Source organism: Variovorax sp. V93, from assembly GCF_041154485.1.
GTDB classification, from domain to species: domain Bacteria; phylum Pseudomonadota; class Gammaproteobacteria; order Burkholderiales; family Burkholderiaceae_C; genus Variovorax; species Variovorax beijingensis_A.
Window position 1 is genome coordinate 172,765 of record NZ_AP028670.1, and the last position, 17,753, is coordinate 190,517.

15 protein-coding genes are annotated in these 17,753 nt (G+C 67.6%); 13 read left to right on the forward strand and 2 right to left on the reverse strand.

The genetic code is table 11. From position 1 onward, the window contains the following. Window positions 1-11: 11 nt before the first annotated feature. On the reverse strand, window positions 12-926 hold the full coding sequence (locus tag ACAM54_RS26820) for a LysR family transcriptional regulator (protein WP_369651730.1): 915 nt from the start codon (window positions 924-926) through the stop codon (window positions 12-14). A gap of 305 nt (window positions 927-1,231) precedes the next feature. Here ACAM54_RS26820 and ACAM54_RS26825 point away from each other — a divergent pair, with 305 nt between their 5' ends. The 13 genes from ACAM54_RS26825 (at window position 1,232) to ACAM54_RS26885 (ending at window position 16,790) form a co-directional block, all read left to right on the forward strand. Next, window positions 1,232-2,356: an FAD-dependent oxidoreductase gene (locus tag ACAM54_RS26825; protein WP_369651729.1), complete on the forward strand. Its 1,125-nt coding sequence runs from the start codon at window positions 1,232-1,234 to the stop codon at window positions 2,354-2,356. Window positions 2,357-2,399: 43 nt separating this feature from the next. Beyond that, entirely contained in the window at window positions 2,400-3,146 is a 747-nt protein-coding gene (locus tag ACAM54_RS26830; RefSeq protein WP_369651728.1) for an EthD domain-containing protein, read from the forward strand. Window positions 3,147-3,194: 48 nt separating this feature from the next. Then, a complete protein-coding gene (locus tag ACAM54_RS26835) occupies window positions 3,195-4,127 on the forward strand; it encodes a VOC family protein (protein ID WP_369651727.1) in 933 nt (310 codons plus the stop codon). 27 nt (window positions 4,128-4,154) lie between these two features. Next, a complete protein-coding gene (locus ACAM54_RS26840) occupies window positions 4,155-5,285 on the forward strand; it encodes an FAD-dependent oxidoreductase (protein ID WP_369651726.1) in 1,131 nt (376 codons plus the stop codon). Between the two features lie 115 nt (window positions 5,286-5,400). Further along, the gene (locus ACAM54_RS26845; protein ID WP_369651725.1) at window positions 5,401-7,074 is read left to right on the forward strand and encodes a DUF1302 domain-containing protein; all 1,674 of its coding nucleotides are present in this window, start codon (window positions 5,401-5,403) and stop codon (window positions 7,072-7,074) included. Window positions 7,075-7,094: 20 nt separating this feature from the next. Further along, window positions 7,095-8,450 carry a DUF1329 domain-containing protein gene (locus tag ACAM54_RS26850; RefSeq protein ID WP_369651724.1) on the forward strand — a complete coding sequence of 452 codons (1,356 nt, stop codon included), beginning with the start codon at window positions 7,095-7,097 and terminating at the stop codon, window positions 8,448-8,450. 23 nt (window positions 8,451-8,473) lie between these two features. Continuing rightward, window positions 8,474-9,574, forward strand: coding sequence for a WD40/YVTN/BNR-like repeat-containing protein (locus tag ACAM54_RS26855; RefSeq protein ID WP_369651723.1), 1,101 nt, complete (start codon window positions 8,474-8,476; stop codon window positions 9,572-9,574). Then, window positions 9,571-11,982, forward strand: coding sequence for an RND family transporter (locus ACAM54_RS26860; RefSeq protein ID WP_369651722.1), 2,412 nt, complete (start codon window positions 9,571-9,573; stop codon window positions 11,980-11,982). The genes ACAM54_RS26855 and ACAM54_RS26860 overlap by 4 nt, the downstream gene beginning before the upstream one ends. Window positions 11,983-11,996: 14 nt before the next feature. Then, entirely contained in the window at window positions 11,997-13,043 is a 1,047-nt protein-coding gene (locus ACAM54_RS26865; RefSeq protein WP_369651721.1) for a Rieske 2Fe-2S domain-containing protein, read from the forward strand. Window positions 13,044-13,069: 26 nt separating this feature from the next. Then, window positions 13,070-14,095, forward strand: coding sequence for a Rieske 2Fe-2S domain-containing protein (locus ACAM54_RS26870; RefSeq protein WP_369651720.1), 1,026 nt, complete (start codon window positions 13,070-13,072; stop codon window positions 14,093-14,095). A gap of 25 nt (window positions 14,096-14,120) precedes the next feature. Continuing rightward, entirely contained in the window at window positions 14,121-15,278 is a 1,158-nt protein-coding gene (locus ACAM54_RS26875) for an alpha/beta hydrolase family protein (RefSeq protein ID WP_369651719.1), read from the forward strand. Between the two features lie 4 nt (window positions 15,279-15,282). Then, window positions 15,283-15,642 (forward strand): Rieske (2Fe-2S) protein, encoded by a 360-nt coding sequence (locus ACAM54_RS26880; protein ID WP_369651718.1) that lies wholly within the window; start codon window positions 15,283-15,285, stop codon window positions 15,640-15,642. Further along, the gene (locus tag ACAM54_RS26885) at window positions 15,639-16,790 is read left to right on the forward strand and encodes an MFS transporter (protein WP_369651717.1); all 1,152 of its coding nucleotides are present in this window, start codon (window positions 15,639-15,641) and stop codon (window positions 16,788-16,790) included. Before ACAM54_RS26880 ends, ACAM54_RS26885 begins: the two co-directional genes overlap by 4 nt. Window positions 16,791-16,795: 5 nt before the next feature. Here ACAM54_RS26885 and ACAM54_RS26890 read toward each other — a convergent pair whose 3' ends face one another. Next, window positions 16,796-17,710 carry a LysR family transcriptional regulator gene (locus tag ACAM54_RS26890; RefSeq protein ID WP_369651716.1) on the reverse strand — a complete coding sequence of 305 codons (915 nt, stop codon included), beginning with the start codon at window positions 17,708-17,710 and terminating at the stop codon, window positions 16,796-16,798. Window positions 17,711-17,753 lie beyond the last annotated feature (43 nt).

Here is a 17,753-nt window from a genome sequence, read left to right on the forward strand (position 1 = left end):
GGTCGTTGTCCTCAGGTCTCGTCCATGTGCCTTGCCGCGTCCGCCAGCAGGCTGCGCAACCAGACCAGCCCGGGATCGCTGGTGCGGAACTTGTGCCATTGCACAGACTGCTCCATGCGATCGAATTGCATCGGCGTTTGGCGGATCTCAAGCGGAAAGGCCTGGACCAGCCGGCGCGCGACGCGTGCATGCACCGTCGCGACGTACTCCGTGCCCACCAGCATCGCAGGCAGCGTGACGAAGCTGTAGGTCGAGACGGCGATGCGACGCGTGACGCCGAAGCGCCTGAGGAACCATCCCTCGAACGCGTCGGCCTGCCCACCGGCCGGCTGCATGACGACGTGCTCCGCGTTCACGTACCGCTCGAAGCTAAGCTCGCCCTGCGCCAACGAGCCGTGCCGCCACACCATGCAGACGAAATCCTCGTGGTAGAGAAGCTCGCGCGGATGGTCCGGGGACATGAAGCCGGTGGGAATGATGAGCAGGTCGGCTTCCCCGCGCTCCAATTGCCGGTGCGGCGCCGCCACCTGCGGCAGGAACTCGAAACGGACCGTGCTGCGCGCCTTCGCCGCGAGCGCCAGCAGCGACGGCACCAGCACGAGCTGGGTGTAGTCCGAGGCGAAGATGCGAAAGATGCGGTCGCTGCCATTCGGCTCGAAGACCGGCTGGTCCGCGATCGTGCTGTCGATGCGCAAGAGGAGATCGCGAACGGCGGCGTGCAGCCCTTCCGCCCGCGGCGTGAGTTCCATCTTGCGGCCGATCTGCACGAGCAATTCGTCGCCGAAGTAGTCGCGCAAGCGCGCCAGCGCATTGCTCGTCGCTGATGCGCTCAGGTTCAGTGCTTCGGCAGCGCGGCTCACACTGCGTTCCTTGAGCAGCACGTCGAGCGCCACCAGCAGGTTGAGATCGAGCTTCTTGAATCTCATTGTTGTGTCATCTCCGGTCTGGTTCGGCGGCGCGGACTCCGGTCTCCAGCGCGTAATTGTCGAGGTTCTCGGAGCGCATCTTGGACGCGATTCGCGCGTCCCGGGTTAACCCTCGATCGTTCGGCCGCACCGAAAGCTCGCCTTCATCGAAAGCGATTTTCCGAAGGCGCGTGCCCGCATAACCTTCCGCTCCATCACCGCAAGCAGCGGTGCAATACCAAAGGCAGGAGACAACGAATGGCCATGTGCCAACCGAAGGGCGTGTTCGTGCCCACGAACCCCGGCTTCACCGGATGCGCCCTTGCATGGCGCGCGGCGACCTGAAGATGACGGTGCATCGCGTCGTCGTCGTCGGAGCGGGCATCGCGGGCCTGGCGTGTGCCCTCGCCTGCGCCCGTGCCGGGGCGAGCGTGGAGATCCTGGAAGCGCGGACCCGACCGGCTGCGACGCCGGCGCACCTCGACCTCGTCCCCAACCTGTTGCGCGACCTCGCACGGTTGGGCATCGCCGAGGAATGCGTGCGCCGCGGTTTTGCCTACAACGGACTGGCGGTGGTCAACGAACACGGCGATCAAGGTTTCGAGATCCCGACGCCGCGTCTCGCCGGCAGCCACCTGCCCTGTGCCGCCGGCATCGCCTACGACGAAGCCCTGGATGTGCTGACAACACATGCGCAAACGGCCGGGGCTGTGATTCACGCCGGGCGTCGCGCCACCACCGTCGATCCCGCGACAGGCCGCGTTTCCGCGACAGACGGCAGCCGATTCGAGGCCGATCTCGTCGTTCTCGCCACGGGAGCCGACTCGCCCCTCGCCGCGCAACTGTTCGGCTCGGTGTCGCGCAGAGCGATCGTGCATTGGTGGTGGCATGCGCTGCTTCCCCGCCCCGAGGGCCTGGACCGCGCCACCTGGATGGCGGGTGCGCCGGGGCGCCGCCTGCTTCTCGTCCCCATCGACATGTCACGCGCCGGCATCGCCGTGATTCGGACGCAGGCGGTTGGCGCCGGAACGGACGGCGCTGCGCTGCGCGAGACGCTGGCCGGCTGGGGTGGTCTACCGCAGCGGCTCGCTGCCTTGATTTCTCCGCAGACGCCCACGGCGCTGCACCCGGCGAGCGTCGCCCTGCTCGAGCCCCCCTGGTATCAGGAAGCGGTCGTGGGCGTCGGCGCCTGCGTGCATGCGCCGCCGCCGCCGTTCGGGCAGGCCGCCGCGCAGGCGCTGGAGGACGCGGTCGTGCTCGGCGAACTCGTCGGCGCCCGGCTGGCGCGCCCGTCGCTGCTGGAGCAGTACATGGCCAGGCGCGGCGAACGCGCACGCCGCGTCCATTCCTTGCTCGAGCGCGCGGCGCGATGGGTCGCACAACCCGAGCCGGCGATGGACCTGATGGCCCTGTCGCGCGAACTCGGCTCGATCCTGGCCGTTCCGGCATGACCCGCGCAGCCCCCTCTTCCAACTTCAACAGGAGCTCCATTCCATGATCAAGATGATGGCCACGATCTGCCGCCGCCCCGGCATGACCCACGCCGAGTATGTGGCGTACGTGCAGCACGTGCATGGCCCGATCGCGACCGAGACACCGGTCACGTTGAGGCGCTACGTGCAGAACCATGTGTTCGATGCTGCCTTCGGCACTGCCGCGGATCGCGCGCATTCGATGGTGGTGGCGCGCGACTCGGTGACGGAGCTGTACTGGGATACCCCGCAGGACATGGCCGCCAACTTCGCGCACGAGCATGTGCGCACGAAGGTCGGCCCCGATGGCGCCAACTTCAGCGACCTGAGCGTGGCATTGAGCCTGGTTGCACAGGAGAGCGAGCAGCCGGTCCAGCGCCCGGGTCGTGGTGCGGGCGCCAAGGTCATGCACTTCATGCGGGCCTCCGAAGGCCTGAGCCTGGCGGAATTCTTCGATCGCTGGGCGCGCGCACACGAGCAGGCCCTCGCTGCGGCGCCGGCGGCCGCGGAGGCCGTGCGCCGCTGTGTGCACAACCGGCAACTGCCGCAGTTCAACGAGATGCTCGCGTACTTCGGTGGGCTGGAGGTCTTCTACGAAGGAGTGGCGAGCCTCTGGTTCGACGACGTGGCCAGTGTGGGTGCCTTCCGCGCGTACGAGCGCGCGCTGCTCGCCATCAATGCCGATCCCGGATCAGCTTTCTATCAGCCATCGAAATCGTTCTTCCTCCATGCAACGGAAGTGCCGATCTACGAGCGCAGCGCGCACTGACGAGCCTGCGCAACGCCCCCTTCCAACCCTTCTAGGACAAAAAACGCAATGAAGATCATCGGACCCGACGCACTCGTGTTCGGCGTCGACGACGTCGCCGCCTGCGCCCAGTACCTCACCGACTATGGCCTCTTGCCGTCAGCAGACGGCCGCTTCGAGGCGCTGGACGGCACGGCGGTCGTGCTTCGACCGAAGGACGATCCGGGTCTGCCGGACCCGCTGGCGACCGCCAGCATGCTGCGTGAAACGGTCTACGGTGTCGCCGACGCGCAGACGCTGGACGAAATCGAGAACGAACTGCGCCGTGACCGCGAAGTGACGCGCAGGGACGGGGTCCTGCGCTGCGTCGACGACATGGGCTTCGCGCTCGCCTTTCAGGTGACCGTGCGAAGGCCGCTGGCGCTGCCCGTCGAAGCGGTGAATGCACCAGGCGCGCCAGCGCAGCGCGGACTGAACGTGCCGGGCGTGCGCGAGGACATGGCGGCACGCCCCCGCACCCTGTCGCATGTCGTGTACTTCGTGCCGGACGCGGCCAAGGCCGAGGCGTTCTACACCCGATTGGGTTTTGTGCGCACCGACCTGTTCACGGACTGCGGGCCTTTCCTGCGGCCGGCCGGCACGCAAGACCACCACACGCTGTTCCTGATCCAGACGCCCGAATCCATGAAGGGCGTGGAGCATTTCACTTTCCACCTGGGCGGACCCACGGAGCTGATGCTGGCCGGCACGCGCTTCGTGCAGAAGGGCTACGAGTCGTTCTGGGGGCCGGGGCGCCACAAGTTCGGCAGCAACTGGTTCTGGTACTTCAACAGCCCGCTCGGCTGCCATGTCGAGTACGACGCCGACATGGACCTGCATGACGAGCATTGGCAGGCACGCGAATCGCCGATGGGCGCGGACAACTCGCAGGCATTCCTGTTCCAGTACCGCGAGAAGTGGGCTCCGGGCGGCCCACCGCCTCAGGGAGCGCAGTCGCGCTGATCCATTCAACCGTTCGGAGATCCATTTATGACAAGACAAGCGCGTCGCATCCTCATCGTCGGCGGCGGATTTGCAGGCATGTCCGCGGCCATCGAGCTGCGCAAGACGGGGGCCGAAGTCGACCTGGTCGAGATCGACCCGGAATGGCGCAACTACGGCGCCGGCATCAGCCTGGGCGGAGCGACCCTTCGGGCGTTCCGACAGCTCGGGGTTCTCGAGGAATTCCTTGCACATGGCAGCGCGCACGACGGCGTCTCCATTCGCCTGCCCCACGGCGTGCAGATCGGCGAGTTGCCCACGCCCCGGATCGCCGGGGCGGAGGTGCCCGGAGGCGGCGCCATCATGCGGCCAATGCTGGCGAGGATCCTGGCCGATGCCACGCGCAGGGCGGGCACCCGCGTGCACCTGGGCTGCACCTTCAGCACCATCGAACAAGATGCCGAGGGTGTGGAGGTGAGCTTCACCGACGGCCGGCGCGAGCGCTACGACCTGCTCGTGGGCGCCGACGGCCTGCACTCCAAGGTGCGGCAGACTGTCTGCCCCGAAGCGCCGCAGCCGCGATACAGCGGCCAGGGCGTCTGGCGCGCGGTGCTGCCGCGCCCGCCGGAGATCCGGACCGCGACCATGTGGGTCGGCCCCAGGATCAAGCCCGGCGTGAACCCCGTGTCGAAGGAGGAGATGTACCTCTTCATCACCGAGCCTCGGCCGGTGAACGAACACGTGGACCCGGCCACCTTCGTCGAGCGGGTGCGCGCCTTGCTGGCCGACTTCCCGGCACCCGAGTTGCAGCAGATCCGCCGTCAGCTCGGCCCGGATTCGCTGGTGGTCTACCGCCCACTCGAAGCCCTGCTGCTGCCGCGTCCCTGGTTCCGCGGGCGCATCGTCCTGATCGGCGACGCGGTGCATGCGACGACCCCACACCTGGCCTCCGGTGCCTGCATCGGCATCGAGGACGCACTGGTGCTGGCCCAAGAGCTTGCCCGCCACGGCGATCCGGCACCCGCGCTGGCCGCTTTCGAGGAGCGGCGCTGGGAACGCTGCCGCATGGTGGTGCAGAACTCCGCGCGCCTCGGAGAGATCGAGATCGCGGGCGGCGACAAGGACGAGCACGCCCGGGTCATGCGTGAGTCGCTGATGGCCCTGGCCGAGCCGATCTGACGGAAGGAATTCCCGCATCGATCGGTCCCCGGCCCCGAAAACATCTTCCGCTGCGTGAAGGCTTCGCAGCGTTGCGGCACTGAATCACAGAACCATTCCAAAACGAGGAGACGACATGGACAAGACGAGGAAGCTCAGGCTGACCCTCACCGCGGCCGCTGCGCTCACGGCGGCCCGTGGCTGGGCAATCGAGCTCGACACCGGCAACCCGGACTGGAGCGTGCGCTTCGACAACACGGTGAAGGCGAGCACGATCTACCGTACCGGCGAGGCCGATCCGGCGCTCGCGAGCTCATTCCGACAGCTGACGCCGGGCGTACCCGCCTCGGCCTTCCCGCAGGCCCTGAACTTCAATGCCGGGGACGACAACTTTCGCAACCGCGGTTTTGTTTCGAAGCGGGTCGACCTGCTGAGCGAATTCGATGCGGTCTACCGCAGGAACTTCGGACTGCGCGTGAGCGCGGCGGCCTGGTACGACGACGCCTACCACGGCACCACCGATGCCATCGACTCCAGGAATGGCCAGACGCCTTTCAACCAATTCCCGTCCCGCACACGCAAGCTGGCCGGCGAAAAGGCGGAGCTGCTCGATGCCTTCGTGTTCGGCGGCTGGGAGCTGGGCGATGGCCGCAAGCTCACAGCGCGCTTCGGTCGGCATGCGTTGCTGTACGGAGAGAGCTTGTTCTTCGGTGACAACGGGATCGCGCGCGCGCAGGGGCCGGTCGACATCTACAAGCTGCAGTCTTCGCCCAACGCGCAGTTCAAGGAGATCATCCGCCCCGTTCCGCAGGTGTCTACGCAGCTGCAGCTGTCGCCGGATCTTTCCATCGGCGGCTACTACCAGTTCCACTGGCAGGCCGACCGCTTGCCGCCCTCGGGCAGCTTCTATTCGGCGGCCAACATTCCCTGGGGCTCGGTGCAGCCCGAATTCGTCGGCATCCAGTCGGGCCAGCTCGCGGGCAACTATGTGCTCAACCCCGCCGGTGACGTGAAACCGCGCAACTCGGGACAGTTCGGCGCACAGCTCAAGTGGCGCGTGGCCGAAACCGATCTCGGCTTCTATGCCGCGCGCTACCACGACAAGGGCGGCCAGCTGTACGGCAACCTGAACGTGTTCGCGCCTGCAGCCAGCCAGTGGTTCTACGTGTTCCCGGAGGCGATCAAGACCGCGGGCGTGAGCGCGAGCCGCTCCATCGGCGATGTGAACTTCGCCGGAGAGGCGTCGCTGCGCTGGAACATGCCGCTGCGCAGCCAGAACATGGTCTATCCCGGCGCCCTCGGCCCTGCGCCCACCTATGCAACCGGACGCACCGCGCACGTGAACCTCTCGTGGCTGGCGACGCTCGGCCCGAACTTCCTTGCCCGGGAAAGCAGCCTGGTCGGCGAACTCGCATGGAACCGGGTCCTGAAGTTCGACGATCCGTCCCAGCAGCTCGATCCCGGCCGCACGCGCAGCGCCACCGCAGTGCAGCTCGTCTTCAGCCCGAGCTACCGGCAGGTCCTTCCCGGGCTCGACATCAACGTGCCGATCGGACTGCGCTACACGATCGATGGCCGCTCCGCGATCACCGCCTGGGACGCACGGGGCAGCGGCAGTGCCACCCTCGGCGTGGAAGGCACCTACCTCGGCGTGTGGCAGTTCGCGATCACCTACACGCACTACATCGGCAAGGCCGCGCCCTTCGTGGAATTCGCACCGCTGCTCAGCGGCGGTTCACCCATCTATTCGACCGGCAACCCACTGGCGGACCGCAACAACATCGCGGTCTCGCTGCGCCGGACCTTCTGATTCAACACTGGAGACAAGCAATGAAACGAATCGTTCTCGCGGCGGCTACGCTGGCCGTGCTCGGTGCGGCGTCGTCCGCTCTGGCGGCCGTCACCGCCGAGGAGGCTGCCAAACTCAAGAGCGAGCTGACGCCCCTTGGAGCCGAGAAGGCCGGCAACAGGGACGGCAGCATCCCGGCGTGGACCGGCGGCCATACGACGCCGATCGCCGGCGACAAGCCGGGCGGCCGCCGCGGCGACCCGTTCAAGGACGAGAAACCGCTCTTCTCGATCAGCGCCCAGAACATGGCGCAGTACGCCGACAGGCTCAGCGACGGGCAGCAGGCGCTGCTGAAGAAGTACCCCGAGTACCGCATCGACGTCTACAAGACCCACCGCACCGCCGCCGCGCCGCAATGGGTGTACGAGAACACGTTCAAGAACGCGACGCGCGCCAAGCTCGATGGCGACATCGAACAGGGCGGCTACGGGGGCGTCCCCTTCCCAATCCCCAAGAACGGCGCCGAGGTGATGTGGAACCACATGCTGCGCTGGCGGGGCTCTTCCTGGCAGTTCGTCTCGACGATGTACCAGATCACCGCCGATGGCCGCGCCGTGCTGACGACAGACGGCATCGGCGACCAGCAGATGTCTTTCTACATGCCTGATGGATCACCGGAAGCGTTCGAGAAGAGCGGCCTTCCGTACTGGCAGGTCCGGCTGGTCAATGCCGGTCCTCCTATCCGGGCGGGAGAAGCGATCGCCGGCGGCACCAAGCTCGACGGAACGAAGGACGAGGCCTGGGTCTACCTCACCGGGCAACGCCGCGTGCGCAAGCTGCCGAATCCATGCTGCGACACACCGACACCGGCCGCGGCGGGAGTGATGAGCTTCGACGAGCTCGAGGTCTGGACGGGGCGGCTGGACCGCTTCGACTGGAAGCTGGTCGGGAAGAAGGAGATGTTCATCCCCTACAACGGGAACAAGCTGATGCAACCCAAGACGGACAGCGACGTCCTCGCAAAGCACGGCCTCAACCCCGATCACGTGCGCTGGGAACTGCATCGCGTCTGGGTGGTAGAGGCAGCACTGCGTCCGGGCCAGCGCCACCAGGCACCCAAGAGCCGGTACTACTGCGACGAGGACACGTGGACGTGCGCCCTGGGGGACCGCTGGGACGCCAACGGGCAGCTCTGGAAGACGCTCTGGCAGATGAACTTCGTCGCGCCGGACCTCCCCGGCACCGTGGGAAGCACCTTCGGCTTCAACGACCTGCTATCCGGCACCGGCTTCGTATCGAACCTGTACAACACCAAGTCCGCGCAATACCCGCTCAAGCCCCGATACCCGGACGGCACGTTCACGGGTGATGCGCTGGCTGGCGAAGGCGTCCGCTGAGAACCCGCGGACAAGTCCACGCCATGCAAGAACTCTTGAAGCACGGCTGCCGTCCGGGGCTGGGCCGGGCGTTGCTGATGCTCGGCCTCGCTGTTGCGCCGCTGGCAGGGCATGCCGCCGCTCCCGCGGCCGACGCGCTGGAGCGCCCTGCCCTCGTCGCCCGGCAGCCGGAGCGCTCGGTGCTGCTGGCCGCGGCGCAGGCCGGCTCGCGCATCGTCGCGGTCGGCGAGCGGGGCCTCGTCGTGCTCTCTGAAGACGGCGGGCAACACTGGCGCCAGGCGCCCGTACCGGTCAGCGTCACGCTGACCGCCGTGCGCTTCGCCGATCAAGCCCACGGCTACGCGATCGGGCATGGCGGCACGGTGCTCGGCACGACCGACGGCGGCCAGACCTGGACCCGCCGGCTGGACGGCCGGCAGCTTGCGCAAGTGCTTCTGGCACAGGCGAAGGCCGGTGGTGATGCGGCGGCCCTGAAATCCGCGCAACGGCTGGTGGATGACGGCCCGGACAAGCCTCTGCTCGATCTGCTCGTCTTCGATGCGAAACGCATCCTCGCCGTGGGTGCCTACGGCCTGGCCTTGGCGACCGAGGATGGGGGCGCGACATGGACCTCCTGGCAAGGGCGTCTCGACAACCCCAAGGAACTCCATCTGTATGCCGTTCGCCAGCGCGGCAGCCGCATCGTCATCGCGGGCGAGCAGGGCCTTCTGCTGCAGTCGCTGGACGGCGGCCAGAGCTTCAGGCGCGTGGCGACGCCGTACGGCGGCAGCTTCTTCACCGCAGAGCTGAAGGATGACCGGACAGTCATCGTCGCGGGGCTGCGCGGCAATGCGTGGCGCTCGACGGATGCCGGCGCCAGCTGGACCCAGCTCGCCTCGCCTGTGCCTGTGTCGATCACGGCTTCGGCACAGGGACCGGACGGGCAAGCGCTGTTCGCCAACCAGGCGGGAATGATCCTCGGCCTGTCGGACGGCATGCTGAAGCCGCTGAGCGCGGCTGCTCTGCCGCCACTGAACTTCGTCCTGCCGCTGGAGCGCGCGCGCGTGCTCGCGCTGTCCGTGCAGGGCGCGCTGCGTGTGGGTCTGCGCAGCACCGATGAGGCCCGCAAAGGGGTGTCGCAATGAATGCCAAGTTTCCTGCCCCGGCCGCAGAGGCCTTCGATGCGCGTTCAGGATCACTGGTCGAGCGCGCCCTGTTCAACCATCGCGCGCTCATCGTCACGCTGTGCCTGCTGCTGACCGCCGTGTTCGGCTGGCAGGCCAGCAAGCTGCAACTCAACGCCAGCTTTGAAAAGACCATCCCCACGCATCATCCGTACATCGGCACCTTCCTGAAGTACCAGGGCGAGCTCGACGGCCTGGGCAATGCCGTGCGCATCGCCGTGGAGAACCCGGGCGGCACGATCTACGACGACCACTACCTGGCCACTTTGCGCAAGCTCAGCGACGAGGTGTTCCTCCTTCCCGGCGTCGCCCGGAACCAGATGAAATCCCTCTGGACGCCGACTACGCGCTGGGTCGGGGTGACAGAGGAAGGGCTCGAGGGCGGACCCGTCATTCCGGACGGTTACGACGGTTCCCCACGTTCGCTGGAGCAACTGCGCGCCAACATTGCTCGCTCAGGCGAGATCGGGCAACTGGTCGCGTTCGATGCTCGCTCCAGCGTGATCTACGTTCCCTTGCTGGCGAGAGATGCCGAAGGGCGCCAGCTTGACTATGCGCGCTTCTCCGGCCACATCGAAGCGCTGCGCGCGAAGTACGAGGCGCAGGGCATGCGCATCCACGTCACCGGCTTCGCCCAGGTCGTCGGCGACCTGATCGAGGGCGTGCGCGCCGTACTCGCATTCTTCCTGCTCGCCGTCGCGATCGCAGCAGCCATGGTGTACGGATACACGCGCTGCGTTCGCTCCACCCTGCTGGTGGTCGCAGCGTCTCTGGTCGCCGTGGTCTGGCAACTCGGGCTGCTTCCGACGCTCGGCTACTCGCTCGACCCGTACTCGATCCTCGTGCCCTTCCTGGTGTTCGCCATCGGCATGAGCCACGGTGCGCAGAAGATGAACGGCATCATGCAGGATGTCGGACGCGGCGCGGACAAGCTGGTGGCGGCGCGTCTCACCTTCCGCCGCCTGTTCCTCGCCGGCCTGACCGCATTGCTCGCGGACGCAGTGGGCTTCGCCGTGCTGCTGGTGATCGACATCCAGGTGATTCGCGAGCTGGCGGTCGCCGCATCGCTGGGCGTCGCGGCGCTGATCTTCACGAACCTGATCCTGCTTCCGATCCTCCTGTCGTACCTTGGGGTCAGCCCGAAGGCGGCGCGTCGCAGCCTGGGCGCGGAAGAAGGCGTCGCGCGCCCGGCGGCAAAGCACCCCTTGTGGGCCTGGCTCGACCGCTTCACCCGGCGCCGCCACGCGGCTGCGGCCGTCGGCGCAGCGGCCGTCCTCGGGCTGCTGGGCGTGGCGATCAGCACGCAGTTGTCCATCGGCGACCTCGATCCCGGCGCGCCGGAACTGCGGCCCGGCAGTCGCTACAACCAGGATGTCGCCTTCATGAACACGGCCTACGGCGCCTCCAGCGATGTGCTCGCCGTTCTCGTGAAGACCCCGGAAGGCCGATGCTCGAGCTACGACACGCTGAACAAGGTCGACGCCCTGGAGTGGGAGCTCAGGCAACTGGACGGCGTTGAGACGACGAACACGCTGGCCCTGCTGAACCGGCGCATGCTCACCGGGCTCAACGAAGGCAATCCGAAGTGGTACGAGTTCTTGCCGAACCAGGACATGCTCAACACCGTCACCGCGGGTGCGCCGCGGGGGCTGTACAACGACAGCTGCGGCCTGCTGACCGCCTATGTGTTCCTGCGGGACCACCGGGCGGAAACCCTCAGCGCTGTGGTGCGCCACGTCGAGGCTTTCGCGCAGGCCAATGACACGGCGGACGTGCAGTTCCTTCTGGCGGCCGGATCGGCGGGAGTCGAGGCGGCGACGAACATCGTCGTGAAGCAGGCCTGGCGACAAATGCTGTTGCTTGTGTACGGGGCAGTGGTGCTGCTGTGCTTCGTGACCTTCCGCTCCTGGCGCGCGGTGGTGGTCGCGGTGCTCCCGCTGGCGCTGACCTCGGTGCTGGCCGAGGCGCTCATGGTGGCGCTCGGCATGGGCGTGAAGGTGGCCACGCTGCCGGTGATTGCGCTGGGCGTGGGCATCGGGGTCGACTACGCGCTCTACATCCTGTCCGTGACGCTTGCCCAGATGCGCGCGGGAATGAGCTTGTCGGAGGCGTACTACCGCGCGCTCCAGTTCACCGGCAAGGTCGTGATGCTGACCGGCGTCACGCTCGCAATCGGCGTCGTCACCTGGGTGGCGAGCCCGATCAAGTTCCAGGCCGACATGGGGCTGCTGCTGGCCTTCATGTTCCTCTGGAACATGCTGGGCGCGCTGGTGCTGCTGCCAGCCCTCGCCCACTTCCTGCTCGTGCCGGCGCGCCGCGCCCCGGCCGAGGCCCAGCCTGCAGCGGCGCCGCCGCTGGCGCCAACCTGAAAGGACAAACAAACATGGCTTACCTGCGCAATGTCTGGTATGTGGCCGGCTGGTCGGACGAGGTCCAGCCCGGCGGGATGCTCGCGCGGCAGATCTGCGACGAACCGGTCGTTCTCTATCGCGACGAGCAAGGCTCCCCGCACGCGCTCTTCGACCGCTGCCCTCACCGCTTCGCCCCCCTGTCCATGGGCACGCTCTGCGAGGGCGGGCAATCGATCCAGTGCGGCTACCACGGGCTGCGCTTCGGGGCAGACGGCAAGTGCAAGCACAACCCGCATGGCGACGGCCGCATCCCCGCGAGTGCCGCGGTGAAGGCGTATCCCGTCGTCGAGCGCTGGAGCTTGCTGTGGATCTGGCTCGGCGAGCCCGGCCGCGCCGATGCCGGCCTGATCCCGAGCTATCCCTTCCTCGACACCGAGCATTGGCATGTGGGCAAGGCGCAGATGGACATCGACGCCAACTACGTGCTGGAGAGCGACAACATCCTCGACCTCAGCCATATCGAGTTCCTGCATCCGGGCAGCCTGGGCGCGGGGCAGTCCGGCGAGGGCAAGACGATGGTTTCGCAGGAGGGCCACACCGTCTGGTCGCGGCGCTTCGTGCGCAACGAGATCCTGCCGGCCTTCCTCTATCAGGCGACGGGCCTGCCCGAACAGGCGCCCTGCGACCGCTGGCTGGACGTGCGGTGGGATGCCCCCTCGTACATGTACCTGCAAGCCGACATGGCGGTCTCCGGCACGCCGCGCGAGCAGAGCATCCAGACGCCCCAGGTCCACCTGTTCACGCCGGCCTCCGAGCAGAAGACCCACTACTTCTATGCGCTGGCGCTGCCGAAGTCGCTGGGCGACTGGGCCGCGGAAGCGGCCGAACGCAACGTGGCGGGCCTGCGCGAGCCTTTCCTTCGAGAAGACAAGCCCATGGTCGAGGCCCAGCAGCGCGCGCTGGCGGGCCGCGCCTTCTGGGACATGAAGCCGGTGCTGCTGGATGTCGATGCGCCGGCGGTGCGCGCCCGGCGCGTGCTGGACCAGTTGCTTGCCGCCGAACAGGCGGCCGGCGCTTGATCCCATTGTCTGAACAGGAGCGACGAATGACGAATTACCCGCGCAATCAATGGTACGTGGCAGGCTTCGATGAGGAGCTGCAGCGCGGAGCGCTGCTGCCGCGCACCTATCTCGGCGAACGTGTGGTCCTGTTCCGCGAGCCCGACGGCACGCCCAGGGCCCTGGAGGATCGCTGCCCGCATCGATTCGCGCCGCTGTCGGCGGGCACGCTGCGCGAAGGCGGTATTCAGTGCGGCTACCATGGTCTGACGTTCGACGGCTCGGGGACTTGCGTGCGCAATCCTCACGGCGCGATCCCGAAGGCTGCCTGCGTGAAGTCGTATCCGGTGCGCGAGCGTCATCGCCTGCTCTGGATCTGGATGGGCGAGCCGGCACTCGCCGACGAAGTGCTGATTCCCGACTTCAGCGCCGTCGCGGCCGCGCCCGAGCATTCGTCCTTCCGCGGCTACCTGCCCACCGCCTGCGACACCCTGCTGCTGGTGGATAACATCCTCGACCTGTCGCACGTCGATTTCCTGCACCCGACCACGCTGGGTAGCGGCGCAATCTCGCGCGTGAAGGCGACCGTGGAAGACCTGTCGGAACGCAGCGTCAGGGTTTCATGGATTTCCAGCGGCGACATCGCGCCGCGCGCGTTCGACACGCACCTGCGCCAGCAGGGCCAGCCCACCGACCAATGGACCGAGGTGACCTGGACCGCGCCCTCCAACATGCTGCTTTGCGTCGGCGCGACCCTTCAAGGAGAACCGCGCAGCGAGGGTGTCACGACCCTGAACCTGCATCTGGGCACGCCCGAGGGCCCCGGGCACACGCACTACTGGTATTGGGCCACGCGCGACTTCGCGATCTCGCCCGAAGCCAATGCCGCCATCCGTCCGATGGTGGAGCACATCTTCCGCCATGAGGACAAGCCGATGCTCGAGGCCCAGCAGCGGCGCATCGGCGAGCATGACTTCTGGTCGCTCAAGCCGGTCCTGCTGGCGCCGGATGCCGGCGCCGTGCGCGCCCGCCGCAAACTCACGGCCCTTGCTCAGGCCGAGGCAGCCGCCTGACCCCTTCACTTTCCTGGAGATCTTCTTGTTCCGTTATTTCCCCACCAACTACGTCTGGAACCTGTCCGTCGACCTCGCGATAGAGATGGGCGCGCGCATCGGAGAGATCGAAGCGATGTGCGCCCCGCTCCAGGAGGCGGCCAAGGCGCCCGATGCCGCAGGCACGCAGGCGTTTCGCGAGACCTGGGCCAGCATGGCCGACAAGCTGTGCGCGCTGGCCGAAGAGGACGAAGCGCGCGGGCGGCTGCTCGCGGCCGGCGAGAAGTACAACCGCGCGGCGACCTATCTCATCACCTGCGAGCGCCTGCAGGCCCATGGCGCGCCGGGCCGGCTGGCGCTGTACCGGCGCTTTCTCGACGTGTTCACGCGCGGCGTCAGTCTCGCCAGGGAGAACTGCGAACGCGTCGAGATTCCGTACGAAGGCAAGGTGATCGCGGGCCTGTACGTCCGCGCCGAGGGCGTGGCCGGCCGCGCGCCGGTGCTGGTGCAGCTCAATGGTTTGGACTCCACCAAGGAAATGAAGTACCGGGTCGGGCTGCCGGCATGGCTGGCCAGGCGCGGCATCTCGTCGCTGGTGATCGACCAGCCGGGCAGCGGCGAAGCCTTGCGCCTGCACAGTCTCGCGGCGCGCTTCGACAGCGAGCATTGGGCCAGCCGCGTAGTGGACTGGCTCGAAACGCGCGATGACGTGGATCGTGAACGCATCGGGCTCGAAGGCGTCTCGCTCGGTGGCTACTTCTGCCCGCGCGCCGTCGCCTTCGAGCCGCGCTTCGCCTGCGGTGTGGTCTGGGGGGCCAACCACGACTGGCGCGACGTGCAGAAGAAGCGATTGCAGAAGGAAGGCAGCCTCCCCGTGCCGCACTACTGGCATCACGTGCAGTGGGTATGGGGAGCCGGGGATCTCGACGACTTCATGCGTATCGCCGAGAACGTCCACCTCGACGGCGTGCTGGATCGCATCAAGGTCCCTTTCCTGGTGACGCACGGGGAAAAGGATTCGCAGATTCCGATGAAGTGGGCACAACGCACCTACGAGCAGTTGGTCAACAGTCCCAAGCGAGAGCTGAAGATCTTCACCGAGCGCGAGGGCGGGGTGCAGCACTCCAGCTTCGACAACAGCGCCAACGCCGGCCACTACATCGCCGACTGGGTCGCCGAGACCCTGGGCGGGCGCACCGCGTGAGCAGATGAACCATCTCGTGCGCCTTTGCCACACGAGCGAGTTGCCCGAAGGCACCGCCCGTGGCTTCGATCCGGTTTCGCGCGGCCGCGACACCCTGTTCGTGGTCCGCCGCAACGGCCTTCATGCCTACCGCAACGCCTGCCCGCATTGGGCGGACACCTCGATGGCCTGGCGCAAGGACGCCTTTCTGAACGCCGACGCGAGCCGCATCGTCTGTGCCGCCCATGGGGCGCAGTTCGAGATCGAGACCGGGATGTGCGTGCTCGGCCCGTGCCTGGGCCAGGCGCTGACGCGCGTCGCACTGGTGGAAAGCGCAGACGGGTGGTTGACCGTCGATCCGAACACACTGGAGGCAAGCCAATGAATGACTTCACCCGAACCCGCCGCGGGGCCTTGCTCGTCGCGCATTGCGCCGGGATGCTCGACCTGGTGTCCCTGCCTGTCTGGATGGGCGCCCTCATCGGCTGGTACCGCTTCGATCCGCAGCAGGCCGGGCTGCTGGCCAGCCTGTTCCTCGCGGGCCAGGTGGCCAGCAGCGTCCTGCTTGCGCCGAAGTTCATGCACGTGCCGTTGCGCGCGGCCGCCGCAACCGGATTCGCGGTGGCCGCACTGTCCTTCTTCGGAGTGAGCCTGTCGACGAGCTACCCGGTGATGGCCCTCCTGCACTTCACCGGCGGGCTGGGCGCGGGCTGTGCACTGAGCGTGACGCACGGGTTGATCGGACGCAGCGCCAATCCGCACCGGCTGTTCGCCGCCGCCGGCTTCGCACTTGCATTGTTCGGCATCCTGATGCTGGGCGGAGGCTCCAGGCTGGTGGCGACGCACGGGGGAGCCGCGCTCTTCGCGCTGTTCGCCGCTGTCATGTTGGTGGCGTTGGTGGCGGCTGCGATCGGCTTTCCGCGGGTCGACGACACGACGCACCGGCACGGCGCGAGTCAAGCGCGGCTGCCGCGGCAAGTCTGGTTCGGGATGGTCGGCATGGGCCTGCTGGCCCTGGCGCAGGCCGCGATGTTCAGCTTCGTCGAGCGCATCGGTGCGGACCGCGGCTACGGCAGCACGGCCGTGACCGGCGTGCTGGTCGCCGCAGGCATCGTGAACCTGCTGCCCGCGCCGCTGGCGGGCTGGCTACAGCACCGGCTGCGCGCCGAGACCGTGGTGGTGGCCGGGCCGCTGCTGCATGCGGCCATCGCGTTCGCCGTCACGCACACCTCCTCCTTTCCCGTTTACGCGGCGCTGGTCTCGACGCTGATCGCGGTGGCGGTATTCACGCACACCTTCCTGTTCGGCCTGTTGGCACGCCACGACGCCAGCGGCCGGGCCGTGGCGGCCACGCCGGCAATGCTGATGATCGGCGCCGCCATCGGTCCCCTTCTCGGCGGCTCGGCGGTCAAGCTGATGGGTTACCCGGCACTGGGCATCATCGTGGCGTGCACCGGCGTGTTGTCCGCCCTGGTCTTCACCGGTGCGCGGGAACGCCGCCTCGCGTCCGCACTGGCGCAGCAAGTCGATTGAAGCGCTCAGATCTTCGGCAGCGCCTGTGCGGTCGCGATGAGCCGGTCGCGCACCCATTGCACGCCGGGATCGTCGGCGCGGTAGCGGTGCCACTGCAGCACCTCGGTCAGCCGCGGCGTCTCCATCGGAGGCCGCAGCAAGCGAACCGGCGTGGCTTGCTCGAACTGCAGTGCCAGCCGGGTCTGCACGGTGGCGATGCGGCGCGTTCCCACGATGAAGCGCGGCATGACCCCGTACCCGTGCGTGACCACCTCGATGCGCCGCGTATCGCCATGTTCGTTGGCATACCACTGCTCGAACCACGGGTTCGTGCCTCTGTCGTTCTGATAGACCACGTGGCCCAGGGCCTGGTATTGCTCCAGCGTGATGCCATCCTCGAGGTCCGCATGCTGCCGGCAGGCGATCACTTGGTAGGTGTCCTCGAACAGCACCGCCTGCGGATGCTCGTCGAGCGTCAGGTGCGCGGGCGTGATGAGGAAGTCGATCCGCCCCTGGTCCAGGTCCTGGACCATGCCGGAGCCGCTGGGCCGGATGTCGAAGCTCAGGCCCGGCGCCTCCTGCGCGATGCACCGCAGCGCATCTGCGAGCAGCACGTGCGACAGGTAGTCGGACGCGATGATGGTGAAGTGCCGCTGCGCCGTCGAGGGTTCGAAGTCCGGCCGACCGCCGAGGGTGGAATCGACCCGCATGATGATGTCGCGCACCGGTTGCACGAGCGTTTCGGCACGCGGCGTCAGGCGCAGGGTCCGGCCGACGGGGACCAGCAGCTGGTCGTCGAAGTGCTCGCGCAGCCGCGCCAGCACGCCGCTCATCGCGGACTGCGTGATGTGCATGCGCTCGGCGGCGCGCGTGACGCTGCGCTCGGCCAGCAGCGCATCCAGGGCCACGAGCAGGTTGAGGTCGACGCGTTGGTGCCGCATGGCGCGATCATAGTGGCAGGTATCGCGCCGCCCGATGGCTCGC